The sequence below is a fragment of the Novosphingobium sp. DS6-6 genome (assembly GCF_057784975.1).
Window position 1 is genome coordinate 211,920 of sequence record NZ_JBYNTS010000003.1, and the last position, 17,928, is coordinate 229,847.

At 65.1% G+C, this 17,928-nt stretch carries 17 protein-coding genes; 8 read left to right on the plus strand and 9 right to left on the minus strand.

Annotated elements, in window-relative coordinates; translation table 11 throughout:
- Positions 1-224 precede the first annotated feature (224 nt).
- Genes rnhA through ispH form a run of 3 tightly spaced genes read right to left on the minus strand, consistent with a single transcriptional unit; the run spans position 225 to position 2,645 of the window.
- A complete protein-coding gene (rnhA, locus tag AC3EDY_RS05210; protein ID WP_488571409.1) occupies positions 225-656 on the minus strand; it encodes a ribonuclease HI in 432 nt (143 codons plus the stop codon).
- The gene (thrB, locus tag AC3EDY_RS05215; protein ID WP_488571410.1) at positions 653-1,645 is read right to left on the minus strand and encodes a homoserine kinase; all 993 of its coding nucleotides are present in this window, start codon (positions 1,643-1,645) and stop codon (positions 653-655) included. The genes rnhA and thrB overlap by 4 nt, the downstream gene beginning before the upstream one ends.
- Before the next feature lie 10 nt (positions 1,646-1,655).
- Positions 1,656-2,645, minus strand: coding sequence for a 4-hydroxy-3-methylbut-2-enyl diphosphate reductase (gene ispH, locus AC3EDY_RS05220; protein WP_488571411.1), 990 nt, complete (start codon positions 2,643-2,645; stop codon positions 1,656-1,658).
- A gap of 178 nt (positions 2,646-2,823) precedes the next feature.
- Here ispH and AC3EDY_RS05225 point away from each other — a divergent pair, with 178 nt between their 5' ends.
- The gene (locus tag AC3EDY_RS05225; protein ID WP_488571412.1) at positions 2,824-3,498 is read left to right on the plus strand and encodes a hypothetical protein; all 675 of its coding nucleotides are present in this window, start codon (positions 2,824-2,826) and stop codon (positions 3,496-3,498) included.
- 27 nt (positions 3,499-3,525) lie between these two features.
- Here AC3EDY_RS05225 and AC3EDY_RS05230 read toward each other — a convergent pair whose 3' ends face one another.
- The 3 genes from AC3EDY_RS05230 to AC3EDY_RS05240 form a co-directional block, all read right to left on the minus strand.
- Positions 3,526-3,870, minus strand: a complete 345-nt coding sequence (locus AC3EDY_RS05230; protein WP_488571413.1) for a hypothetical protein — start codon at positions 3,868-3,870, stop codon at positions 3,526-3,528.
- 90 nt (positions 3,871-3,960) lie between these two features.
- Positions 3,961-4,707, minus strand: coding sequence for a 7-carboxy-7-deazaguanine synthase QueE (locus tag AC3EDY_RS05235; protein ID WP_488571414.1), 747 nt, complete (start codon positions 4,705-4,707; stop codon positions 3,961-3,963).
- A 43-nt stretch (positions 4,708-4,750) separates the two neighbouring features.
- Positions 4,751-7,528: a valine--tRNA ligase gene (locus tag AC3EDY_RS05240; RefSeq protein ID WP_488571415.1), complete on the minus strand. Its 2,778-nt coding sequence runs from the start codon at positions 7,526-7,528 to the stop codon at positions 4,751-4,753.
- Positions 7,529-7,655: 127 nt separating this feature from the next.
- Here AC3EDY_RS05240 and AC3EDY_RS05245 point away from each other — a divergent pair, with 127 nt between their 5' ends.
- Genes AC3EDY_RS05245 through AC3EDY_RS05260 form a run of 4 tightly spaced genes read left to right on the plus strand, consistent with a single transcriptional unit; the run spans position 7,656 to position 11,207 of the window.
- The gene (locus AC3EDY_RS05245; protein ID WP_488571416.1) at positions 7,656-8,774 is read left to right on the plus strand and encodes an MlaE family ABC transporter permease; all 1,119 of its coding nucleotides are present in this window, start codon (positions 7,656-7,658) and stop codon (positions 8,772-8,774) included.
- A 3-nt stretch (positions 8,775-8,777) separates the two neighbouring features.
- Positions 8,778-9,635, plus strand: coding sequence for an ABC transporter ATP-binding protein (locus tag AC3EDY_RS05250; RefSeq protein WP_488571417.1), 858 nt, complete (start codon positions 8,778-8,780; stop codon positions 9,633-9,635).
- 9 nt (positions 9,636-9,644) lie between these two features.
- The gene (locus tag AC3EDY_RS05255; RefSeq protein WP_488571418.1) at positions 9,645-10,583 is read left to right on the plus strand and encodes an MlaD family protein; all 939 of its coding nucleotides are present in this window, start codon (positions 9,645-9,647) and stop codon (positions 10,581-10,583) included.
- A gap of 21 nt (positions 10,584-10,604) precedes the next feature.
- Positions 10,605-11,207: an ABC-type transport auxiliary lipoprotein family protein gene (locus tag AC3EDY_RS05260; RefSeq protein WP_488571419.1), complete on the plus strand. Its 603-nt coding sequence runs from the start codon at positions 10,605-10,607 to the stop codon at positions 11,205-11,207.
- Between the two features lie 11 nt (positions 11,208-11,218).
- Here the strand turns inward: AC3EDY_RS05260 and AC3EDY_RS05265 are convergent, their stop codons facing one another.
- The gene (locus tag AC3EDY_RS05265; RefSeq protein WP_488571420.1) at positions 11,219-11,431 is read right to left on the minus strand and encodes a plasmid stabilization protein; all 213 of its coding nucleotides are present in this window, start codon (positions 11,429-11,431) and stop codon (positions 11,219-11,221) included.
- 210 nt (positions 11,432-11,641) lie between these two features.
- On the opposite strand from AC3EDY_RS05265, the gene AC3EDY_RS05270 reads away from it, so the two are divergent.
- Complete coding sequence (locus tag AC3EDY_RS05270) at positions 11,642-12,751, plus strand: acyltransferase family protein (protein ID WP_488571421.1); 1,110 nt, start codon at positions 11,642-11,644, stop codon at positions 12,749-12,751.
- A gap of 8 nt (positions 12,752-12,759) precedes the next feature.
- Here the strand turns inward: AC3EDY_RS05270 and AC3EDY_RS05275 are convergent, their stop codons facing one another.
- On the minus strand, positions 12,760-13,359 hold the full coding sequence (locus tag AC3EDY_RS05275; protein WP_488571422.1) for a type 1 glutamine amidotransferase domain-containing protein: 600 nt from the start codon (positions 13,357-13,359) through the stop codon (positions 12,760-12,762).
- A gap of 103 nt (positions 13,360-13,462) precedes the next feature.
- Here AC3EDY_RS05275 and parC point away from each other — a divergent pair, with 103 nt between their 5' ends.
- On the plus strand, positions 13,463-15,742 hold the full coding sequence (gene parC, locus AC3EDY_RS05280; RefSeq protein ID WP_488571423.1) for a DNA topoisomerase IV subunit A: 2,280 nt from the start codon (positions 13,463-13,465) through the stop codon (positions 15,740-15,742).
- Positions 15,743-15,831: 89 nt separating this feature from the next.
- On the opposite strand, the gene AC3EDY_RS05285 is transcribed toward parC, so the two are convergent.
- Positions 15,832-16,707: a LysR substrate-binding domain-containing protein gene (locus AC3EDY_RS05285; protein ID WP_488571424.1), complete on the minus strand. Its 876-nt coding sequence runs from the start codon at positions 16,705-16,707 to the stop codon at positions 15,832-15,834.
- A 129-nt stretch (positions 16,708-16,836) separates the two neighbouring features.
- Here AC3EDY_RS05285 and AC3EDY_RS05290 point away from each other — a divergent pair, with 129 nt between their 5' ends.
- Complete coding sequence (locus AC3EDY_RS05290; protein ID WP_488571425.1) at positions 16,837-17,874, plus strand: 2-oxoadipate dioxygenase/decarboxylase family protein; 1,038 nt, start codon at positions 16,837-16,839, stop codon at positions 17,872-17,874.
- The last annotated feature ends 54 nt before the right edge of the window (positions 17,875-17,928 follow it).

Genomic DNA, 17,928 nt, shown 5'->3' on the forward strand with positions numbered 1-17,928 from the left:
CTGCGCCGGCGCGGCGGCCGGCGGCGGGAGTGACGCCTGCTGTTGCGCCAGGGCTGGTGCCGTGACTGCGGCAATGCCAGTGCAGGCAAAGGTCAGGCGAAGGAGAAAACGGCCAATCATCGCAAAATCCCGCAAGCGGCTACCCCCGACGGGCAGCGCCAGGAAATTACCATATCGCCTTGCGGCACCCAAGCAGCCGAGGGGCAAGCGTGTCCCGAAACGGATCAGGCGGCGCGGGCCGCATCGCTGGCCAGCTTGTCCACCCGTTCGTTCTCGGGATGCCCGTCATGCCCTTTGACCCAGACCCATTCGATCGTGTGGGGGCGAGTCGCCGCAACCAGCGCCCGCCACAGGTCTTCGTTCTTGACCGGTTTGTTGTCGGCGGTTTTCCAGCCGCGTTTCTGCCAGCCGAAGACCCACTTGGTGATACCGTCAAGCACATAGCGGCTGTCGGTATGCAACGTGACCCGGCAGGGCTGCGTCAGCGCTTCCAGTGCGCGGATCGCGGCCATCATTTCCATGCGGTTGTTGGTGGTTTCGGGATCGGAACCTGTCAGTTCCCTTTCATGTTCGCCCATGCGCAGCAGCGCGCCCCAACCGCCTTTGCCCGGATTGCCCTTGCAGGCACCGTCGGTGAAGATCTCGACGTGTTTCATACCGCAAAGACGCCGGCATTGGCCGGATCGGCATAGAATTGCAGCCGCCGGGCAAAGGCCATCGGGTCCTTGCGCGTCACCAGGGCGTCGGAGGGCGTGTTGAGCCAGTCGAACGCGCGGCTCATGGCAAAGCGCATTGCCGCCCCTTGCGCCAGCACCGGCATGGCCGCCCGCTCTGCCGGTGACAGCGCGCGCACCCCGGCATAGCCTTCAAGCAGCGCGGCGGAAAGATCGGCGCGGAATGTCGTGCCTCCGGCGTCGAAGCACCAGGCTGCGTGCGCCACGGCCAGATCATAGGCCAGAATATCGTTGCAGGCGAAGTAGAAGTCGATCAGCCCGGTCACCGTCTCCTCCTGCATCAGCACGTTGTCGGGAAAGAGATCGGCATGGATCACGCCCTCGGGCAGGCCCTGGGGCCATTGAGCCGCCAGGCGGGGCAGATGCTCGGCCACCAGGCGGGCCAGGGTCGGGTCGATGCTGGCCAACCCCCCGGTGCCGCAGGCATCGGCCAGCCGCTGCCATTCGGCGAGCCCCATGGCATTGGCGCGCATGGTGGCATAGTCCGCCGCCGCGCCGTGCAGGGTGGCCAGCGCGGCACCAACGGCACGGGCCTGGGCCACGGTCGGATCGCGCAACGAAACTCCGGGCAGAAATTCGATCAGGGCCAGGGCACGCTCGCCGCGCGGAGTATCGACCAGGCGATAGAGGTTGCCCTGCCGATCGTGGATCGAGCGCGGCACCGGGCAGCCCTTGGCAGCCAGATGATCGAGCAAACCGAGGAAATAAGGCAGATCGGCAATTGCGATGCGGAATTCGTACATCGTCAGAATGAAGCGCGCGGTGCGCCCGCCGGGGCCTGCGGTTTCGATCAGCCAGTTGCTGTTGGATACGCCTTCGGCAATGCCCTTGGCGGTGATCAGCTGGCCAAGACCATAGGGCGCGAGCAGCGCGGCAATATCCTCCGCGCCGAGGTTGGTGTAGACGGCCATATCCGCGTTTTCAGCTCATCAGTTGGCGGGGCAGCTTGAAAATCATCTGTTCCTGGGTCGTGGTCACCTGTTCCTCGTGCACCTGCCGCCAATCGCCCAGCCGCGCGACCACCTCGCGCACCAGCACTTCGGGCGCCGAAGCCCCGGCCGTCAGGCCCAGGCTTTCCACCCCTTCAAGCCAGGCAGGGTCGATCTCGCTGGCGCGCTGGATCAACCGGGCGCTGCAGCCCTCGCGCTCGGCCACTTCGACCAGGCGCAGCGAGTTGGAACTGTTGGGCGCGCCGATCACCAGCACCAGCTGGCAACGCGGTGCAATGGCTTTGACCGCTGCCTGGCGGTTGGATGTGGCATAGCAGATGTCTTCGGCGCGGGGGCCGGAGATGGCCGGAAACCGGGCCTTGAGCGCCGCGACGATCTCGGCCGTATCGTCGACCGAGAGCGTGGTCTGGGTAAGGAACGCCAATGGCATGTCGGCCGGGAAATCGAGCTTGGCCACATCCTCCATCGTTTCCACCAGAGTCATCGCGCCTTCCGGCACCTGGCCCATGGTGCCGACCACCTCGGGATGGCCGCGGTGACCCACGAACAGGATGTGGCGCCCCGCTTCCACCCGGCGTTCGGCCTGGCGATGCACTTTGCTGACCAGCGGGCAGGTGGCGTCAAGCCAGTCGAGCCCGCGCTCGATGGCGGCCTGCGGCACCACTTTGGGCACGCCGTGGGCTGAGAAAACCACCGGCCTGCCATCGGGTACTTCGTCCAGTTCCTCAACGAAAACCGCGCCCTTGGTCTTGAGACTTTCGACCACGAAGCGGTTGTGCACGATCTCGTGCCGCACATAGACGGGCGCGCCATAGCGTTCGATCGCGCGTTCCACGATCTCGATCGCCCGGTCTACCCCCGCACAGAACCCGCGCGGTGCGGCAATGAGAAGTTGCAGGGGCGGCAAGCCCTTGTCGGGCGTGGCGGCATCGGGGGCGGATTGCGGAAAGGTGGAGTTCATGCCCCAGCCCTTAGCAGCGCAGCGCCCCCGCGTAAAACATGCCGTAAAACATGCCGTAAAACATGATAGCCCCGGGGCAGCGCCATTGCCCAAGTGCCACCGCGTGAGTAGAGGAAAGCGCTATGTGTGCCGGACGGCACCTCGCCGCCTTTGTTTCGCGCCCAAGGAAGTTGCCCTGATGATCGCCAAAAGCCGCCGTTTCTCGCTTGCCAAGGCCCTGTTCGGCACCACGCTCGTGGCCGTGGTGCTGACTGGCTGCGCCAAAAACAAGGGCGAACTGGTGGTGGAAGACGGGGTCGGCGTGACGGCACTGCGCACGGCGTGCCCGCTTGTGGAAATTCCGGAAATGACCGGCGACGTCACCTTGTTCGCCGATCCTTCCCGCTCTGATTCGCAGGCGGTCGATCTGGTTGCCACGATCACCAACCTGCGTTCGACCTGTGCCGAAGGCGCGGACCCGGTGAACAGCGAAGCCACGTTCGACGTGTTGGCGCGCCGCACCGATACGCGCGGCGCGCGCCATGTCGAACTGCCCTATTTTTCGGTTGTCATGCAGGGCGGCACGGCCGTCGTGGCCAAGCGCCTGGGCACCGTGGGGCTCGACTTTGCCGATGGGCAGGAGCGCGCCGCCGTTCGCGCCAAGGCCGGGGCAAGCATCAATCGCGCGGCTGCCAGCCTGCCCGAAGATGTGCGCCGCCGCCTGTCGCGCAAGCGCCGTCCGGGCCAGCCCGACGCCGCGGTCGATCCGCTTTCGTTGCCCGAAGTGAAAAAGGCGATTGCTTCCGCCACCTTCGAGCATCTGATCGGGTTTCAGCTCACCGCGGCTCAACTGGAATACAACGCGCGCCGCTAAGGTGCCAAGCTGCGCGCGCCACGGGCATTAGCGTGCGCAGGCCTCGTAATAGCCGGCGTGGCAGGCGGCCACGGCTTGGCGCCAGGCGGCGAGATCACGCTGGTACTGGGCCTGTGCCTCTGCGTACCCCGTATCGCCGTTCGGAGCATCGGTACTGCTGCGCGCCACCGATTCCCGATATTCGCGCGCCCAGCGCGCATCGCGCTGACGCACGTAATCGAGTTGAGCCTGATTCAGGCGGCGGATCGCTTCATGGTCGCGCATCCGCGCCGCGCTGCTGCGCATCGACCGATCGGCGGGATCGTCGGCATGTGCCGCAACCGGCAGGGCCATGGCCAGCAGCGCTGCGGCAAGCAATGGATTGACCCTCATTTCATGTTCCTTTGCCGTGTTGGCGAGAGTGATAGCCAGGCCGGGAGGGCAATGACAAAGGCGTTGCGACGAATGGTTCCGCCTTTCGCCTCATGTGCCGCGCGTGTCGCCGTAAAGATGGATGTGCAGGCGGTCGCTCATCCGCCAGCCATGCTCCAGCGCCAACGGCGCCAGCCATTTTTCGCGGGTGCGCAGAATTTCGCTGTTGGTGCCCTCGGGCATCACGAACAGGCGGTCGCCGGGAATGGCATGGGCAGCCTGCAACGCGGCGATATCGGCGCAGTCTTCTGGGCTGGCGACAACGAACTTGAAAAACGCGCGCGGTTCCGCCGCCCAGGCATCGAGGCGCGTGGGGATCAATGCGAGATCGGCGGCATTGCCCGAATGCGCAAGCTTGGGGCTGACGTTGAACTGGTCGATCCAGGGATCGATGGCGGCTGTGGGCGCGATCGTGCCGTTGGTCTCGATCTCCACGTACACGCCGGGGCGCGCCGTTCTCCACGCGGCCAGTACGCGGGCCAGCGCTGCCGCCTGCAACAGGGGTTCGCCGCCCGTCACCACCAGCCGCGATTGCGGAAAGGCAAGCAGCCGGGCCACCACATCGTCTTCTTGCAGAAGGACCTGGTTCGCCTCGCGGTCGAATGTCAGGGCATCGCGATGGGGCCGATTGTCGCCGGCAAAGCGCCAGGTATAGGCGGTGTCGCACCATTGGCAGGCCAGGTTGCAGCGCGACAGGCGCATGAACAGCGAAGGTCGCCCCGCCGACGGGCCTTCGCCTTGCAGCGAGGCGAATATCTCCGGCTCGCCCGGCGTGGTGGTGGCAAGGGCAAGAGTCATGGGCGCCGCGCGGGGCCGGTCGTCTGGCCTGGCACCACGGCCTTCACCCCAGACGCCCCAGTGCCGCTGCCAGGCGTTCCGCCTCGGCACTGTGATGGGCATGGTCGGCCCGGGCCTTGTCCACCGCTTCGGGCTTGGCGCGTTCCACGAACGAGGCATTGGCAAGGCGGCTTTCCAGCGCCGTGGCTTCCTTTTTCGCGGCGGCCAGCGCTTTTTCCAGGCGGGCCTTTTCCGCGGCGATGTCGATGATCCCCTCCAGCGGCACCACCAGCGTGGCATCCCCGGCCACGATCTGCATGGCCGCGCCCGCCGGTGCCGGGGCAAAGTGGATCGCCGAAAGCCGCGCCAGCCGCTCGATCGCCGCGGGATTGCCGGCGATGATCGCGGCAGTGCGGGCGTCAGGCTCAGCCAGATAGGCTACCAGCCTGGCACCGGGCGCGATGCCCAGCTCGTTCTTGGCCGTGCGCAGCGCGGAAACCAGCGCGATCAGCCATTCGACTTCGGCCTTGGCGGCGGCATCGACGCCCGCCCCGGCCCCGGGGGCGGGCCAGCGGGCAACGATCAGCTCACCATTGCGGGGCTGGGCGGGCGTCGCCAGCGCGTGCCACAGCTCCTCGGTAACGAACGGCATGAACGGATGGAGCATGACGAGGACCTGGTCCAGCACCCAGCCGGCCACGGCGCGCGTCTCATCGTCGAACGATCCCTTGATCAGTTCGATGTACCAGTCGCAGAACGTGTCCCATGCGAAGTGATAGATGGCATTCGCCGCTGCATCGAACCGCAGATCGTCCATGGCCTGATCGAGCGCGGCAAGGGTTTCCACCACTTCGCCCACGATCCAGCGGTTGACCGCGCTGGTTGCCGGCGGGGCTTCCAGCGTGGCCGAGGCGGCAATGCCGTTGGCCTGGCAGAACCGCGCCGCGTTCCACAGCTTGGTGGCGAAGTTGCGATAACCCTCCACCCGCTTCTCGTCCATTTTCACGTCACGGCCCTGGCTTTCCATCGCCGCCATGAAAAAGCGCAAGGCATCGGCGCCATAGGTGTCGATCAGCCCCAGCGGATCGACGACGTTGCCTTTGGACTTGGACATCTTCTGCCCATCGGCCGCGCGCACCAGCCCGTGCAGGTAAAGCCGCTTCCACGGCACGTCGTTCATGAAATACAGGCCCTGCATGGCCATGCGCGCATCCCAGAAGAACAGGATGTCGAAGCCCGACACCAGCAGGTCGTTCGGATAGTGGCGCTTGACCAGCTCGGTCTCGTCGGGCCAGCCCAGCGTGGCGAAAGGCCAGAGCGCGGAGGAAAACCAGGTGTCGAGCACGTCGGGATCGCGGGTAAGCGATTTGCGGCCGGCCAGCGCCATGGCCGCTTCCTCGGTCTCGGCCACATAGACCTGGCCCTCGGCATCGTACCACGCCGGGATCTGATGCCCCCACCAAAGCTGGCGTGAGACGCACCAGGGCTGGATGTTTTCCATCCAGTTGAAGAACGTCTTTTCCCAGCTCTTCGGCACGATCTCGATGGCGCCGGAACGCACCGCCTCGATCGGCCTTTGCGCCAGGACCTGCGCGTTCACATACCACTGGTCGGTCAGCCAGGGTTCGATCACCACGCCGCCGCGATCGCCGAACGGGGTCTGGATGGCGCGCGGTTCGGCCTCGTGATCGGTTGCATTGCCGTCCTTGTCCCAGGTGACATGCGGCACGAGCAGGCCTTGCGCCTTGAGCGCGGCAACCACCGCCGTGCGCGCGTCGAACCGGTCGAGGCCCAGAAACGCGTCCGGGATCAGGCCATCGGCGGTCTGCACCACGCGGGCTTCGGCATCGAACATGTCGAGCATGTCGCGCGGTTCGATCCCGGCGCGTTTGCCCACTTCGAAATCGTTGAAATCGTGCCCCGGGGTGATCTTCACAGCGCCGGTGCCCAGTTCGGGATCGGCATGTTCGTCGGCCACGATCGGAATGCGTCGGCCGGTGATCGGCAGCACGACATGCTTGCCGATCACGCTCTTGTAGCGCTCGTCCTCGGGATGCACGGCCACGGCCATATCGGCCAGCATGGTTTCGGGCCGCGTCGTTGCCACCACGATATGGTCGGCGCCCCCGTCCAGCCGCACGCCATCGGCCAGCGGATAGCGGAAGCGCCAGAAGTGGCCCTGCACCTCGCGCGTTTCCACTTCCAGATCGGAAATCGCGGTCTTGAGCTTGGGGTCCCAGTTCACCAGCCGCTTGTCGCGGTAGATCAGGCCTTGGTTGTAGAGATCGACGAAGACCTTGACCACGGCCCGGGTGAAATGCGGGTCCATGGTGAACTGTTCGCGGCTCCAGTCCATCGAGCAGCCCAAGCGGCGCAGCTGGCGGGTGATCGTGCCGCCGCTCTCGGCTTTCCATTCCCACACTTTGGCGATGAACGCGTCGCGCGTGTAGTTGGCGCGCTTGTCCTGTTTCAGTTCAAGCTGGCGCTCGACCACCATCTGCGTAGCAATGCCGGCATGGTCGGTGCCCACCACCCACAGCGCGTCCTTGCCTTTCAGCCGCTCGTGACGGATCACGATGTCCTGCAGCGTGTTGTCCAGCGCATGGCCGATATGGAGCGAGCCGGTCACGTTGGGCGGCGGGTTGACGATCGTGAAGGGCTGGGCAGCTCCACGCTCTGGGCGGAACAGGCCCCGGCTTTCCCAGTGCGCATACCAGCGCGCCTCGATCGCGCCTGGCTCGAACGTCTTGGCCAACGGTTCCGGGGCCAACGGTTCCGGGGCCAACGGTTCCGGGGCCAACGGTTGCTGGCCCGATTCCTGTTGCGTATTGGTCTCGCTCATGCCGGGCGCCTTGCCAGTTGCGGACTGCCATCGCAAGCACGGGCAGGAACGGAAAAGACCATTGGCGCGTTCCACCGCACGTGATGCACTTGTCGCCCCTGCTATTTTCCCCCATGAAGCGGGCAGAATGAAAGCGTCAGCCGATTTCACCATAGAGCCGGGCCAGGGGGGCCACGGCGGCGTGCTGCGCTTGCGCGGCCCGATGGTGGTATCCACGCTGGGTCTGGTGGACAGGCGGCTGCGCCAGATCGCCGATCCCGTTGCCGAAATCGACGTGCGCGAGGTCGACCGGATGGACACCGTGGGCGCCTGGATCGTGTGGCGCCTGTCGCGCGAGCTCGATGCCCGCATCGTCAATTGCCGCGATGAAGCCGAACGCCTGATCAGCGCGATCAGCGAAACCGATGATAATACGCAGAGCATCCGCGCACCGCGCCTGCCTTTGCTGCGCCGTGTGCCCGATGAAGTGGGCCAGGTGGTGATCGCGCTGGGCACGGGTTTTCTGCAGGTGGTGGGTTTCCTGGGCCAGGCGATTTCCGCGGCGGGTTCGATCCTGCGCCATCCGCGCCGGTTTCGCGCACTGGCGCTGATCCATCAGATGGAACTGGTGGGCGTCAACGCGCTGGGCATCATCGGCTTGATGAGCTTTCTGGTCGGCGTCGTGATTGCCCAGCAGGGCGCCGTGCAGTTGCAGCAGTTCGGCGCCGAAATCTATACAATCAATCTGGTCGGCCGGCTCACCTTGCGTGAACTGGGCATTCTGATGACCGCGATCATGGTGGCCGGGCGATCCGGATCGGCCTTTGCCGCGCAGCTTGGCACGATGAAGCTGACCGAGGAAGTCGACGCCATGCGCACCATCGGCGTTTCGCCGACGGAAGCGCTCGTCGTGCCGCGCATCCTGGCCACGATGATCATGCTGCCGTTGCTGGGCATCTATTCCTCGGTTCTGGGCATTATCGGCGGTGCGGCGCTGGGTTCGCTGTCGCTGGGCATTCCCTTCCTGACTTTCCTTTCGCGCATCCAGGAAGTGGTGCCGCTGCACGATGTCTGGGTCGGCCTGGTCAAGGGGCCGGTGTTTGGCCTGGTGGTGGCCCTGGCCGGTTGCTATCAGGGGATGCAGGTCAAGACCAATGCCGAAGAAGTCGGCACCCGCACGACGGCTGCGGTGGTGCTGGCGATTTTTACGGTGATCGTGCTCGACGCGTTCTTCGCCGTATTTTTCACCAAGATCGGGTGGGGTTGAGCGATGCCTGATCCCCAGGCCCCCACGGCCCCGGTTCTTGCAGATGCGGCTGACGATTTCCCCATCCGCGTGCGCGGCCTGGTCAACCGCTTTGGCGATCACACGGTTCACGAAGACCTCGATCTGGATGTGAAGCGGGGAGAGATCATCGGCGTCGTGGGCGGATCGGGCACTGGCAAATCGGTGCTGATGCGCTCGATCATCGGTTTGCAGATTCCCGCCGAAGGTTCGATCGACGTGCTGGGCCGCTCGATCACCGACGCGCGCGATGACGACGACATCGATATCCGCAGCCAGTGGGGCGTGCTGTTTCAGGGCGGGGCGCTGTTTTCCACGCTGACCGTGGCGGAAAACGTGGAAGTACCCCTGCGCGAGTTCCATCCCGAGATCACCGAGGATCTGCGCCACGAGATCGCCCGCTACAAGGTCCTGTTGTCGGGCCTGCCGGCCAACGCCACCAACAAGTATCCGTCCGAGCTTTCGGGCGGGATGAAGAAGCGCGCCGGGCTGGCGCGGGCGCTGGCGCTCGATCCGGAACTGCTGTTTCTCGACGAGCCGACCGCCGGCCTCGATCCGATCGGCGCGGCCGCTTTCGACCGGCTGATCCGCGGGCTTCAGGAAACCTTGGGCCTGACCGTCTTCCTGATCACCCATGATCTCGATACGCTGTATGAAATCTGTGACCGGGTGGCGGTTCTGGCTGACAGGAAAGTCATCGCCGTGGGCACGATTCCGGAACTCCTGGCGCTGGATCATCCCTGGATACAACAATACTTCAATGGGCCGCGCGGCCGGGCGGCCAAGGACGCGCAAGACCGCGAAGCGGGGACGGTGGTACAACCTGCCCCGCAGATGGAATAGGAACAGGCGATGGAAACGCGGGCAAACCATATCTGGGTCGGGGCCGTCACCCTGCTGCTGCTGGTCGGCGCGGCGCTGCTCACCATCTGGATCGCGCGGCTCAACCAGCATGAACAGAACGAATTCGACATCTTTTTCAAGCAGTCGGTCGATGGTCTTGCCAAAGGTTCCGAAGTGTCGTTCTCGGGCGTGCCGTCAGGTCAGGTGAAGGACATCGAACTTTGGGAAAAGGACCCCGAGTTCGTGCGCGTGCGCATCGCCATCGACAAGCGTGTGCCGATCCTGATGGGCACGACGGCCAGCATCCAGGGCAGCTTCACCGGCGTCTCCACGATCCAGCTGGCCGGCGCCGTCAAGGGGGCACCGCCAATCGATCAGCCCGGGCCCGAAGGCGCGCCGGTGATTCCCACCAAGCGTTCGGGCCTGGGCGAAATCCTGTCCAACGCGCCGTTGCTGCTTGAACGGCTGGCCACGCTGACCGAACGCTTGACCATGGTTCTGTCGGACAAGAACCAGAAGTCGTTCGAGAACATCCTCGCCAATACCGACAAGGTGACTGCCAATCTGGCCGAAGCCTCGCCCCAGGTGCAGCGCACGTTCGCCGAACTGCAAGCGACGCTGCGCCAGGCCACCTATACACTTTCGGCGTTCGAGAAAGTGGCGGGGTCGGCCGATAACCTGCTGAACGAGAAGGGGAACGGCCTGGTCGACCAATTGCGCAGCACGCTCAAGGCGGCGCAAGGAACGGCCGATGCCTTGAGTGCTGCCGCCAATGCGGCGCAGCCGGGCCTCAGGCGTTTCGATGAAAAGACGCTGCCCGCAGCCGAAGCGGCCATGCACGATCTTCAGGCCACGACCCGGTCCCTGCGCGAATTGACCGAACGGATCAACGATCGCGGGGTCGGCAGCATCGTCGGCGGCTCGAAGCTGCCCGATTACAAGCACTGATCGCCGCAAGGGGAATTTGACATGCCATCTCGTTCGCTGCGCCGCGTTTCGCCTCTGGCGCTCGGCACGATGCTTTCTGCCGCTCTTGGCCTGACCGGCTGCGTCAGCATTGGCGCCAAGGCGCCCGGCAGCCTGCTTGCGCTGACGCCCGAGGCCAGCGTTGCGGCCGGGCAGGGTGCTTCGGGCACGCTGGCCAGGTCCACCGTGGTGATGGAACCGGCGGCCGATGCGCGCGTGGCGGTGCTGCGCGTTGCCGTGCAGATCGATGCCACCCAGGTCGCTTATCTGAAGAAGACGCAATGGGTCGAACGGCCTTCACGCCAGTTTCAGCATTTGGTGGCCGAGACTCTGCGCGCCAAGGGCAGCCGCCTGGTGGTGGAAGGCGATGTCAGCCAATGGCAGCAGCGCCTTTCCGGCCGGCTGCTGGCCATCGGCTACGATCTGCCTAGCCGCAGTGCGGTGGTGCGGTTTGACGCGGTGAAGGAAAACGCCGCGCGGCGGATTGAGACGCGCCGCTTCGAAAGCCGCGTGCCGAATGTGGACGACAATGCGGCGGCGATCGGCCCGGCGCTGAATCAGGCGGCAAACGATGTTGCGCGGCAGGTGGTGGACTGGCTCGGCTGAGCCGCGCTCGCTCAAGGTTTGCGGCCCGATCCTGATTTCCGGCCCGATCCTGATTTCCGGCCCGATCCTGATTTCCGGCCGCCGCCGTCCTGCTTGTTCACCGTTGCCCAGGCGCGGCGTTCGGCCTCTTCCTGGCTCGCACCGCGTTCCTTGTAGCTTTCCTCGATATGTTCGGCCTTGCGTTTCTGCTTGGCCGTATAGGCGTCCTTGCTGCCTTGGGGCACGACCGATCTCCTTTGGCATCCGTGCATTCCGGCAAAGATCCGCAAAGCGCCATGGTTCCCGAAATATGGCATTCTGAAAGCAATCGCGCGGCAACCGCCCCCCCGGCACGCAGGGCAGGCATGCCTGATTGACGGCACGTTTAGCCGTTTCGCGGGTTTGACATGGCATCCCCTGCCGCTTTGAACCGCGGCGGGGGCACGGCTGCGAAGATGCGAGGGTCCGTGTTTCAGGAAAGCCAGTCGTTTGCCGATGCCCGGATGCGGACGTTCCGCGCCATTGGCATCGCCCGCGTGCTGTGTATTCTGGGCATTGTCTACGTCCATGCCTGGACCGGCCTTTACGGGCCCGCGCTGACCGCGCAGGACCATACTGCCCAGGGTCTGTTGCGCTGGGGCATGATCGAACTTCTTGCCCGTGCATCGGTGCCGCTTCTCAGCATGGCATCGGGCTGGCTGGTCGGCCCCTCGCTTGCCCGGCACGGTGCGCGGGCGTTCCTGGCCGGCAAGGTCCGCACCGTCCTGGTGCCGATGCTCGCATGGAATGCCATCGCCGTCGCGATCGTCTCGGGCGCAGCCTATTTCGGCTGGCTCCATGCGCCGCAGCCCACATCGTGGGCGTGGCTTGCCAACGAGCTTACCGGCCTTGCCTATCCCAACGAAATCAACGTGCAGATGCCGTTTCTGCGTGATCTGTTCCTTTGCCTGCTGGCGGCGCCTTTGCTGGCGCGGCGGGGTGACCGGGTGCTGGTCGTCGTGGCGATCGCCGCCTTGGGGTGGAGCCTGGCGCCCCCTGTTTTCCCGCTGTTGCAGCGCCCGTCGATCCTTGCCTTCTTCGTGGCCGGCATGCTGGTGCGGCGGCGTGACCTGGCGGCACGGCTGGGCGGCCTGCCGCTGCCGCTGCTGGCGGTGCCCTATCTGGCGATGGCGGCCCTCAAGATCTGGGTCGATCTGATCGGCGAGGGCGGCTGGCCCGGCCCCAGCCTGATAGCCGGCGTCGATCTGGCCATGCGGGCGATCACCGCGCTTTGCTTCTGGGCGCTGGCCTGGCGCCTGGCATCCACGCGGGCCGGCACCAGGCTGACAAGGCTGGAGCCGTCGATGTTCCTGCTGTTCTGCTGCCACCTGATCCTGATCTGGTGCTTCGGCCCGGCTATCGGCCTGCTCACCGGCCCGCTTGGCGCACCGCTCTATCCGCTGTTCCTGCTCGCCCAGCCGCTATTGGCGCTGGCGGCGACGCTGGCGCTGGGCGCGGTCCTGCAAAAGGCAAGCCCGCCGCTGGCCGGGTGGCTCAGCGGCGGGCGGCTGAAGGATAACGGCTGAAACGGCGCTCAGTTCTCTTCGTCTTCGTTTTCCAGCAGGCGGTCCTCGTCCTCGTCCCAGTCCTTTTCCTCTTCCTTCTCCTCGTCTTCTTCCAGGGCATCGATCAAGGCCTGGGCAAAAGCGGGGATGTCATCGGGCTTGCGGCTGGTGATGAGGTTCCCGTCGATCGCCACGGCCTGATCCACCACGTCGGCGCCGGCGTTTTCCAGGTCGGTATGAATCGATGGCCAGCCCGTTACCGTGCGCCCGTCGAGAATGTCGGCTTCCACCAGCAGCCAGGGGCCGTGGCAGATTGCCGCGATGGGCTTGTCCATGTCGTCGAATTCCTCGACGAGTTCGATGGCCCGGGCTTCAAGGCGCAGGGCATCGGGATTCATCTGGCCACCGGGAAGCAGCAAGGCATCGAAATCGTCAGCCTCCACGGCGTCGAGCCGGGCATCGACTTTGACGCTTTCGCCCCAGTCGCTGTGGTTCCAGCCCTTGATCGAGCCGGTCTTGGGGCTGGCTACCGTCGTTTCGATGCCGGCTGCTTCCAGCGCCTTCTTCGGTTCCAGCAATTCGGATTGTTCGAAGCCATCGGTGGCTATGATCAGCACGCGCTTGGCCATGGCATTTCTCCGTCAATCGAGGGGTACTTGCCCACAATCGCCCGCCCTGTCGCCAGTTCCGGAGGTTTCGTTTTGTTCACCGCATTGCTACACCGATTCGACCATGGCCGATGATTTCAAAGACCCGTTCGACGCGATCGTCGATGCCCCGTTCGATTCCGCCCTGTCAGAGCGGTATCTGGTCTATGCGCTGTCCACGATCACCGCTCGCTCGCTGCCCGATCTGCGCGACGGGTTGAAGCCCGTGCACCGCCGCCTGCTGTGGGCGATGCGGCAGTTGCGGCTCGATCCCAACGGCGCGTTCAAGAAATCGGCGCGGGTGGTGGGTGACGTGATCGGCAAGTATCATCCACATGGCGATGCCAGCGTCTATGACGCCATGGTCCGCCTGGCGCAGGATTTCGCGCTCCGCTATCCGTTGGTGGAGGGGCAGGGCAATTTCGGCAATATCGACGGCGATAACGCCGCGGCTTACCGCTATACCGAAGCGCGGCTGACGGCGACGGCCATTCGCCTGATGGCGGGGCTGGACGAAGGCACGGTCGATTTCGTTCCTACCTATAACGGCGAGGAAGAGGAGCCGGAAATCTTCCCCGGCCTTTTTCCCAATCTGCTGGCCAATGGCGCCAGCGGCATCGCCGTGGGCATGGCTACCAACATTCCCAGCCACAACGTGGCCGAAATCGTCGATGCGACGCTGATGCTGATCGATAATCCCCATGCCGAACATGCCCAGTTGATGGAGGTGTTCGGCGGCCCTGACTTTCCCACTGGCGGCGTCGTCGTCGACAGCCCGGCAGCGATTTCGGCCGCTTACGAAACCGGGCGCGGCGCGATCCGCGTCCGCGGTCGGTTTTCGGCGGGGCGCAGCGCAGACGGCGCGTGGGAGGAAACGGGAATCGAACGGCTGGGCAGCGGCCAATGGCAGCTGGTCATTTCCGAAATCCCCTACATGGTGCAAAAGGGCAAGCTGATCGAGCAGATCGCCGCCCTTATCGCCGACAGGAAGCTGCCGATCCTCGAGGATGTGCGCGACGAAAGCGACGAACACATCCGCATCGTGATCGTGCCCAAAAGCCGCAACGTCGATCCCGACCTGCTCAAGGAATCGCTCTACCGGATGACCGATCTGGAAACACGGTTCGGCCTCAATCTCAACGTGCTCGACGCGCACCGCACGCCCGGCGTGCTGGGGTTGAAACTCTTGTTGCAGGAATGGGTGGTCAGCCATATCGATATCCTGCTGCGCCGCACGCAGCACCGGCTGGACAGGATCGCGGCCCGGCTCGAACTGCTCGACGGCTATATCATCGCCTATCTCAATCTCGACCGGATCATCGAGATCATCCGTACCGAAGACGAGCCCAAGCCGGTGATGATGGCCGAATTCGGGCTGACCGATCGCCAGGCCGAGGCCATTCTCAACATGCGGCTGCGTTCTTTGCGCAAGCTCGAGGAAATGGAATTGCGGCGCGAGCGCGATGCGCTGCTGGCCGAGCAGGACGATCTCAACAAACTGCTGGAAAGCCCGGCGCGCCAGCGCACGCGGCTGAAACGCGATCTTGCCGCGCTGCGCAAGGAATATGGCCCCGACACGGCGCTGGGTCGCCGTCGCACGACGATTGCCGAAGCCGCGCCGGCGCGTGAATTCTCGATGGATGCGATGATCGAGAAAGAGCCGGTCACGGTTGTGCTTTCGGCACGGGGCTGGATCCGTGCGGCCAAGGGGCATCTGCCGCTCGATACGGAGTTCAAGTTCAAGGAAGGCGACGGCCCGGCCTGGGTCTTGCATGCGCAGACCACCGACAAGCTGCTGGTGGCGCTCGACAGCGGGCGGTTCTATACCCTGGGCGCCGACAAGCTGCCCGGAGCCCGCGGGTTTGGCGAGCCGATCCGCACCATGGTGGATATCGATCCCGAAGCGCATATCGTGGCGCTGGTCGTCTATCGGCCCAAGGGCCAGCTTTTGCTGGCGGCCAGCACCGGGCGCGGCTTCGCGGCCGAGATGGATGAACTTCTGGCCGAAACGCGCAAAGGGCGCGGGGTGGTTTCCACCAAGCCGGGCGTGCACCTCAAGATCGTGCGCGAAATCGCGCCCGAGCACGATCATGTCGCCGTGGTGGGAGACAACCGCAAACTGGTGATCTTTGCGCTTTCCGAATTGCCGATCCTGGCCAAAGGGCAGGGGGTTGCGCTGCAACGCTATCGCGACGGCGGCCTTGCCGATGCCGTGACGTTGCGCCTGGAGGATGGCCTGACCTGGGCGATGGGCGGCGAAAGCGGTCGCATTCGCGTGGAAAAGGACCTGCTGCCCTGGAAAGTGGCGCGCGGCGCCGCCGGGCGCCTGCCGCCGGTGGGCTTCCCGCGCGACAACAGGTTCTAGGTGTTCAGTCCCAGCGTGTGATGGTGTAAGATTGTCATCATCACATGCTGGGACCGAACACCTAAGCACCGTCCCGAGCCCGGGTGGGCCTATCGTTCCCCTTGCTCCCGCACGGCGTCCACCAGCCAGTCGTGAAACTTGACGAGTCCCGGATGATCGCGCCAATCGGGCCGCAGGACCAGGTAGTATTGGCCTTCGTCCATCAGTGCGGTGGAAAAGGGCGTTACCAGATCGCCCGATGCCAGTTCGGGTTCGATCAGGAAACGCGGGAGCAGCGCCGCGCCCGATCCCGCCGCCGCTGCCTGGGCCAGCATCAGAAAGTGTTCGAACGTGGGGCCTTTGAGCGGCGGCAGGCCATCGATCCCATTTAGCGCAAACCAGCGGTTCCACGCCTGCCGGCGCGAGACCTGGAACAACAGGGGCTTGCCCAGCAGATCGGCGGGGGCCGCCACGCCTTCGGCTTCGATCCAGGCCGGCGAGCAGGCGACCACCGCCTGCTCGGCAAACAGCGGCACCAGTTCGGCATCGTCCCAATCGGCCGCGCCGAAATGGATGGCGGCGTCGAACCGTTCCTCGCGCAGATCGAACGGGAACGAGCGGGCCGCGAAATTGACGATCAATTCCGGGTGCCGCGTGGTCAATCCCGGCAGGCGCGGGGCAAGCCAGCGCATGCCGAACGAGGGGAGCGTGGCGATCGTCAGATCGCGACGGTTGCCGCGTTCCATGGCCCTGACCGTCGCCATGCGGATGCGGCGCAAGGCAGGTTCGATCTCTTCGGCATAAGTGCGGCCAGCCTCGTTCAGCACGACGCGGCGGCCATGGCGCTGAAACAGGGGTGTCTGCAAGGCTTCTTCCAGAAGGGCGATCTGGCGGCTCACTGCGCTCTGCGTCAGGCCCAGTTGCGCCCCGGCCCGCGAAAAGCCGCCTTCGCGCGCAGCGGCTGTGAAACAGGCCAGCGCTGTCATCGAAGGAAGTTCACGCCGCGATTCGCTCATTCCGAAAACCGATCAACAAATGATGCTTCCCCGTTTGGAAGCTGCTGTTTGATAGCATAAACGGCATTTCGATACGATACTGGATCGAAAGAGCGCATCATGGAACATGTGGCAACCATCGCACCGGCAGGTTCCGCGGATCTTGTCGAAAGCATCCTCGGCATTGGCCGCGCGGCAGAAGTTCGCGCATTGGCCGCGCCGATGGTGCCGGTCGGCGGCCGCGTCCCTGTGAACGGGATCGATGCACTGCGCTTTGCCGAAGCGCTGAACCTGCTGCTGTTCGCCGATCTGCTCGACCGCGTGCCCGAGGGCGCCGACTATGCGGCGCAATGCCTGGCGCAGGGGCGTCGCCTCGTGCTGGATCATGGTGCGCTGCGCACCGTGGCTTTGCCGCGCGGCGCGCGCTGCGCCATGCCCAACGGGGTCGAAGCATTCCGCCGCGTGCTCGAGCCGCTTGGCTATGTGGAAGTGGGCATCTATCCGCTGCCCCGCCTCAGGATGACGGGCCATGTCTGGTGCCACGTGCAGCTTCCCGAAACCATGCCTCAGTTCTTTGTCAGCGAACTGCATGTCGATCAGTTTTCGCCCGGGTTCGCCAAGGCGGCCATGCGCGTGTTCGGCCCTGCGCTCGATCATCTCGACACCGCGACCGCGCAGGTGATGGGCCATTTTGCCGCCGGTGGCAGTGTCCCGCATGAAGAGGCGCTGGCGGCGCTCAAGGTCGTGCTGACGCTGTTCGATCGCCAGCACCCGGTCCCGTTCGAGAGCGATTACGAAATTCTGCGCGCCGAAAGCGCCGAAGCGGCCTGGATCGCCACCGAAGGCAACGCATTCAACCACGTGACCGATCGTGTCGCCGATGTCGAAGCCGTGGCACAGGGTGAACGCGCGGCGGGACGCGCCGTCAAGGATGCAATCGAGGTGTCCGCTTCGGGCCGCGTACGCCAGACGGCGCTGCGTGCGGCGCAGGTCCGGCGTTCGTTCCGGGCAGACGATGGCACGCTGACCGTGCGCACCGTGCCGGGATCGTTCTTCGAATTCATCAGCCGCCGCGTCGATCCGGCCACGGGCAAGCTCGACCTCGCGTTCGACAGCGGCAATGCCACGGGCATTTTCAAAATGACGGTCGCTGCCTGAACGGCCCTGCCTTCCGGCCAGCCGCGCCGCGGCGGCCGCCAGAACTGCACGCAA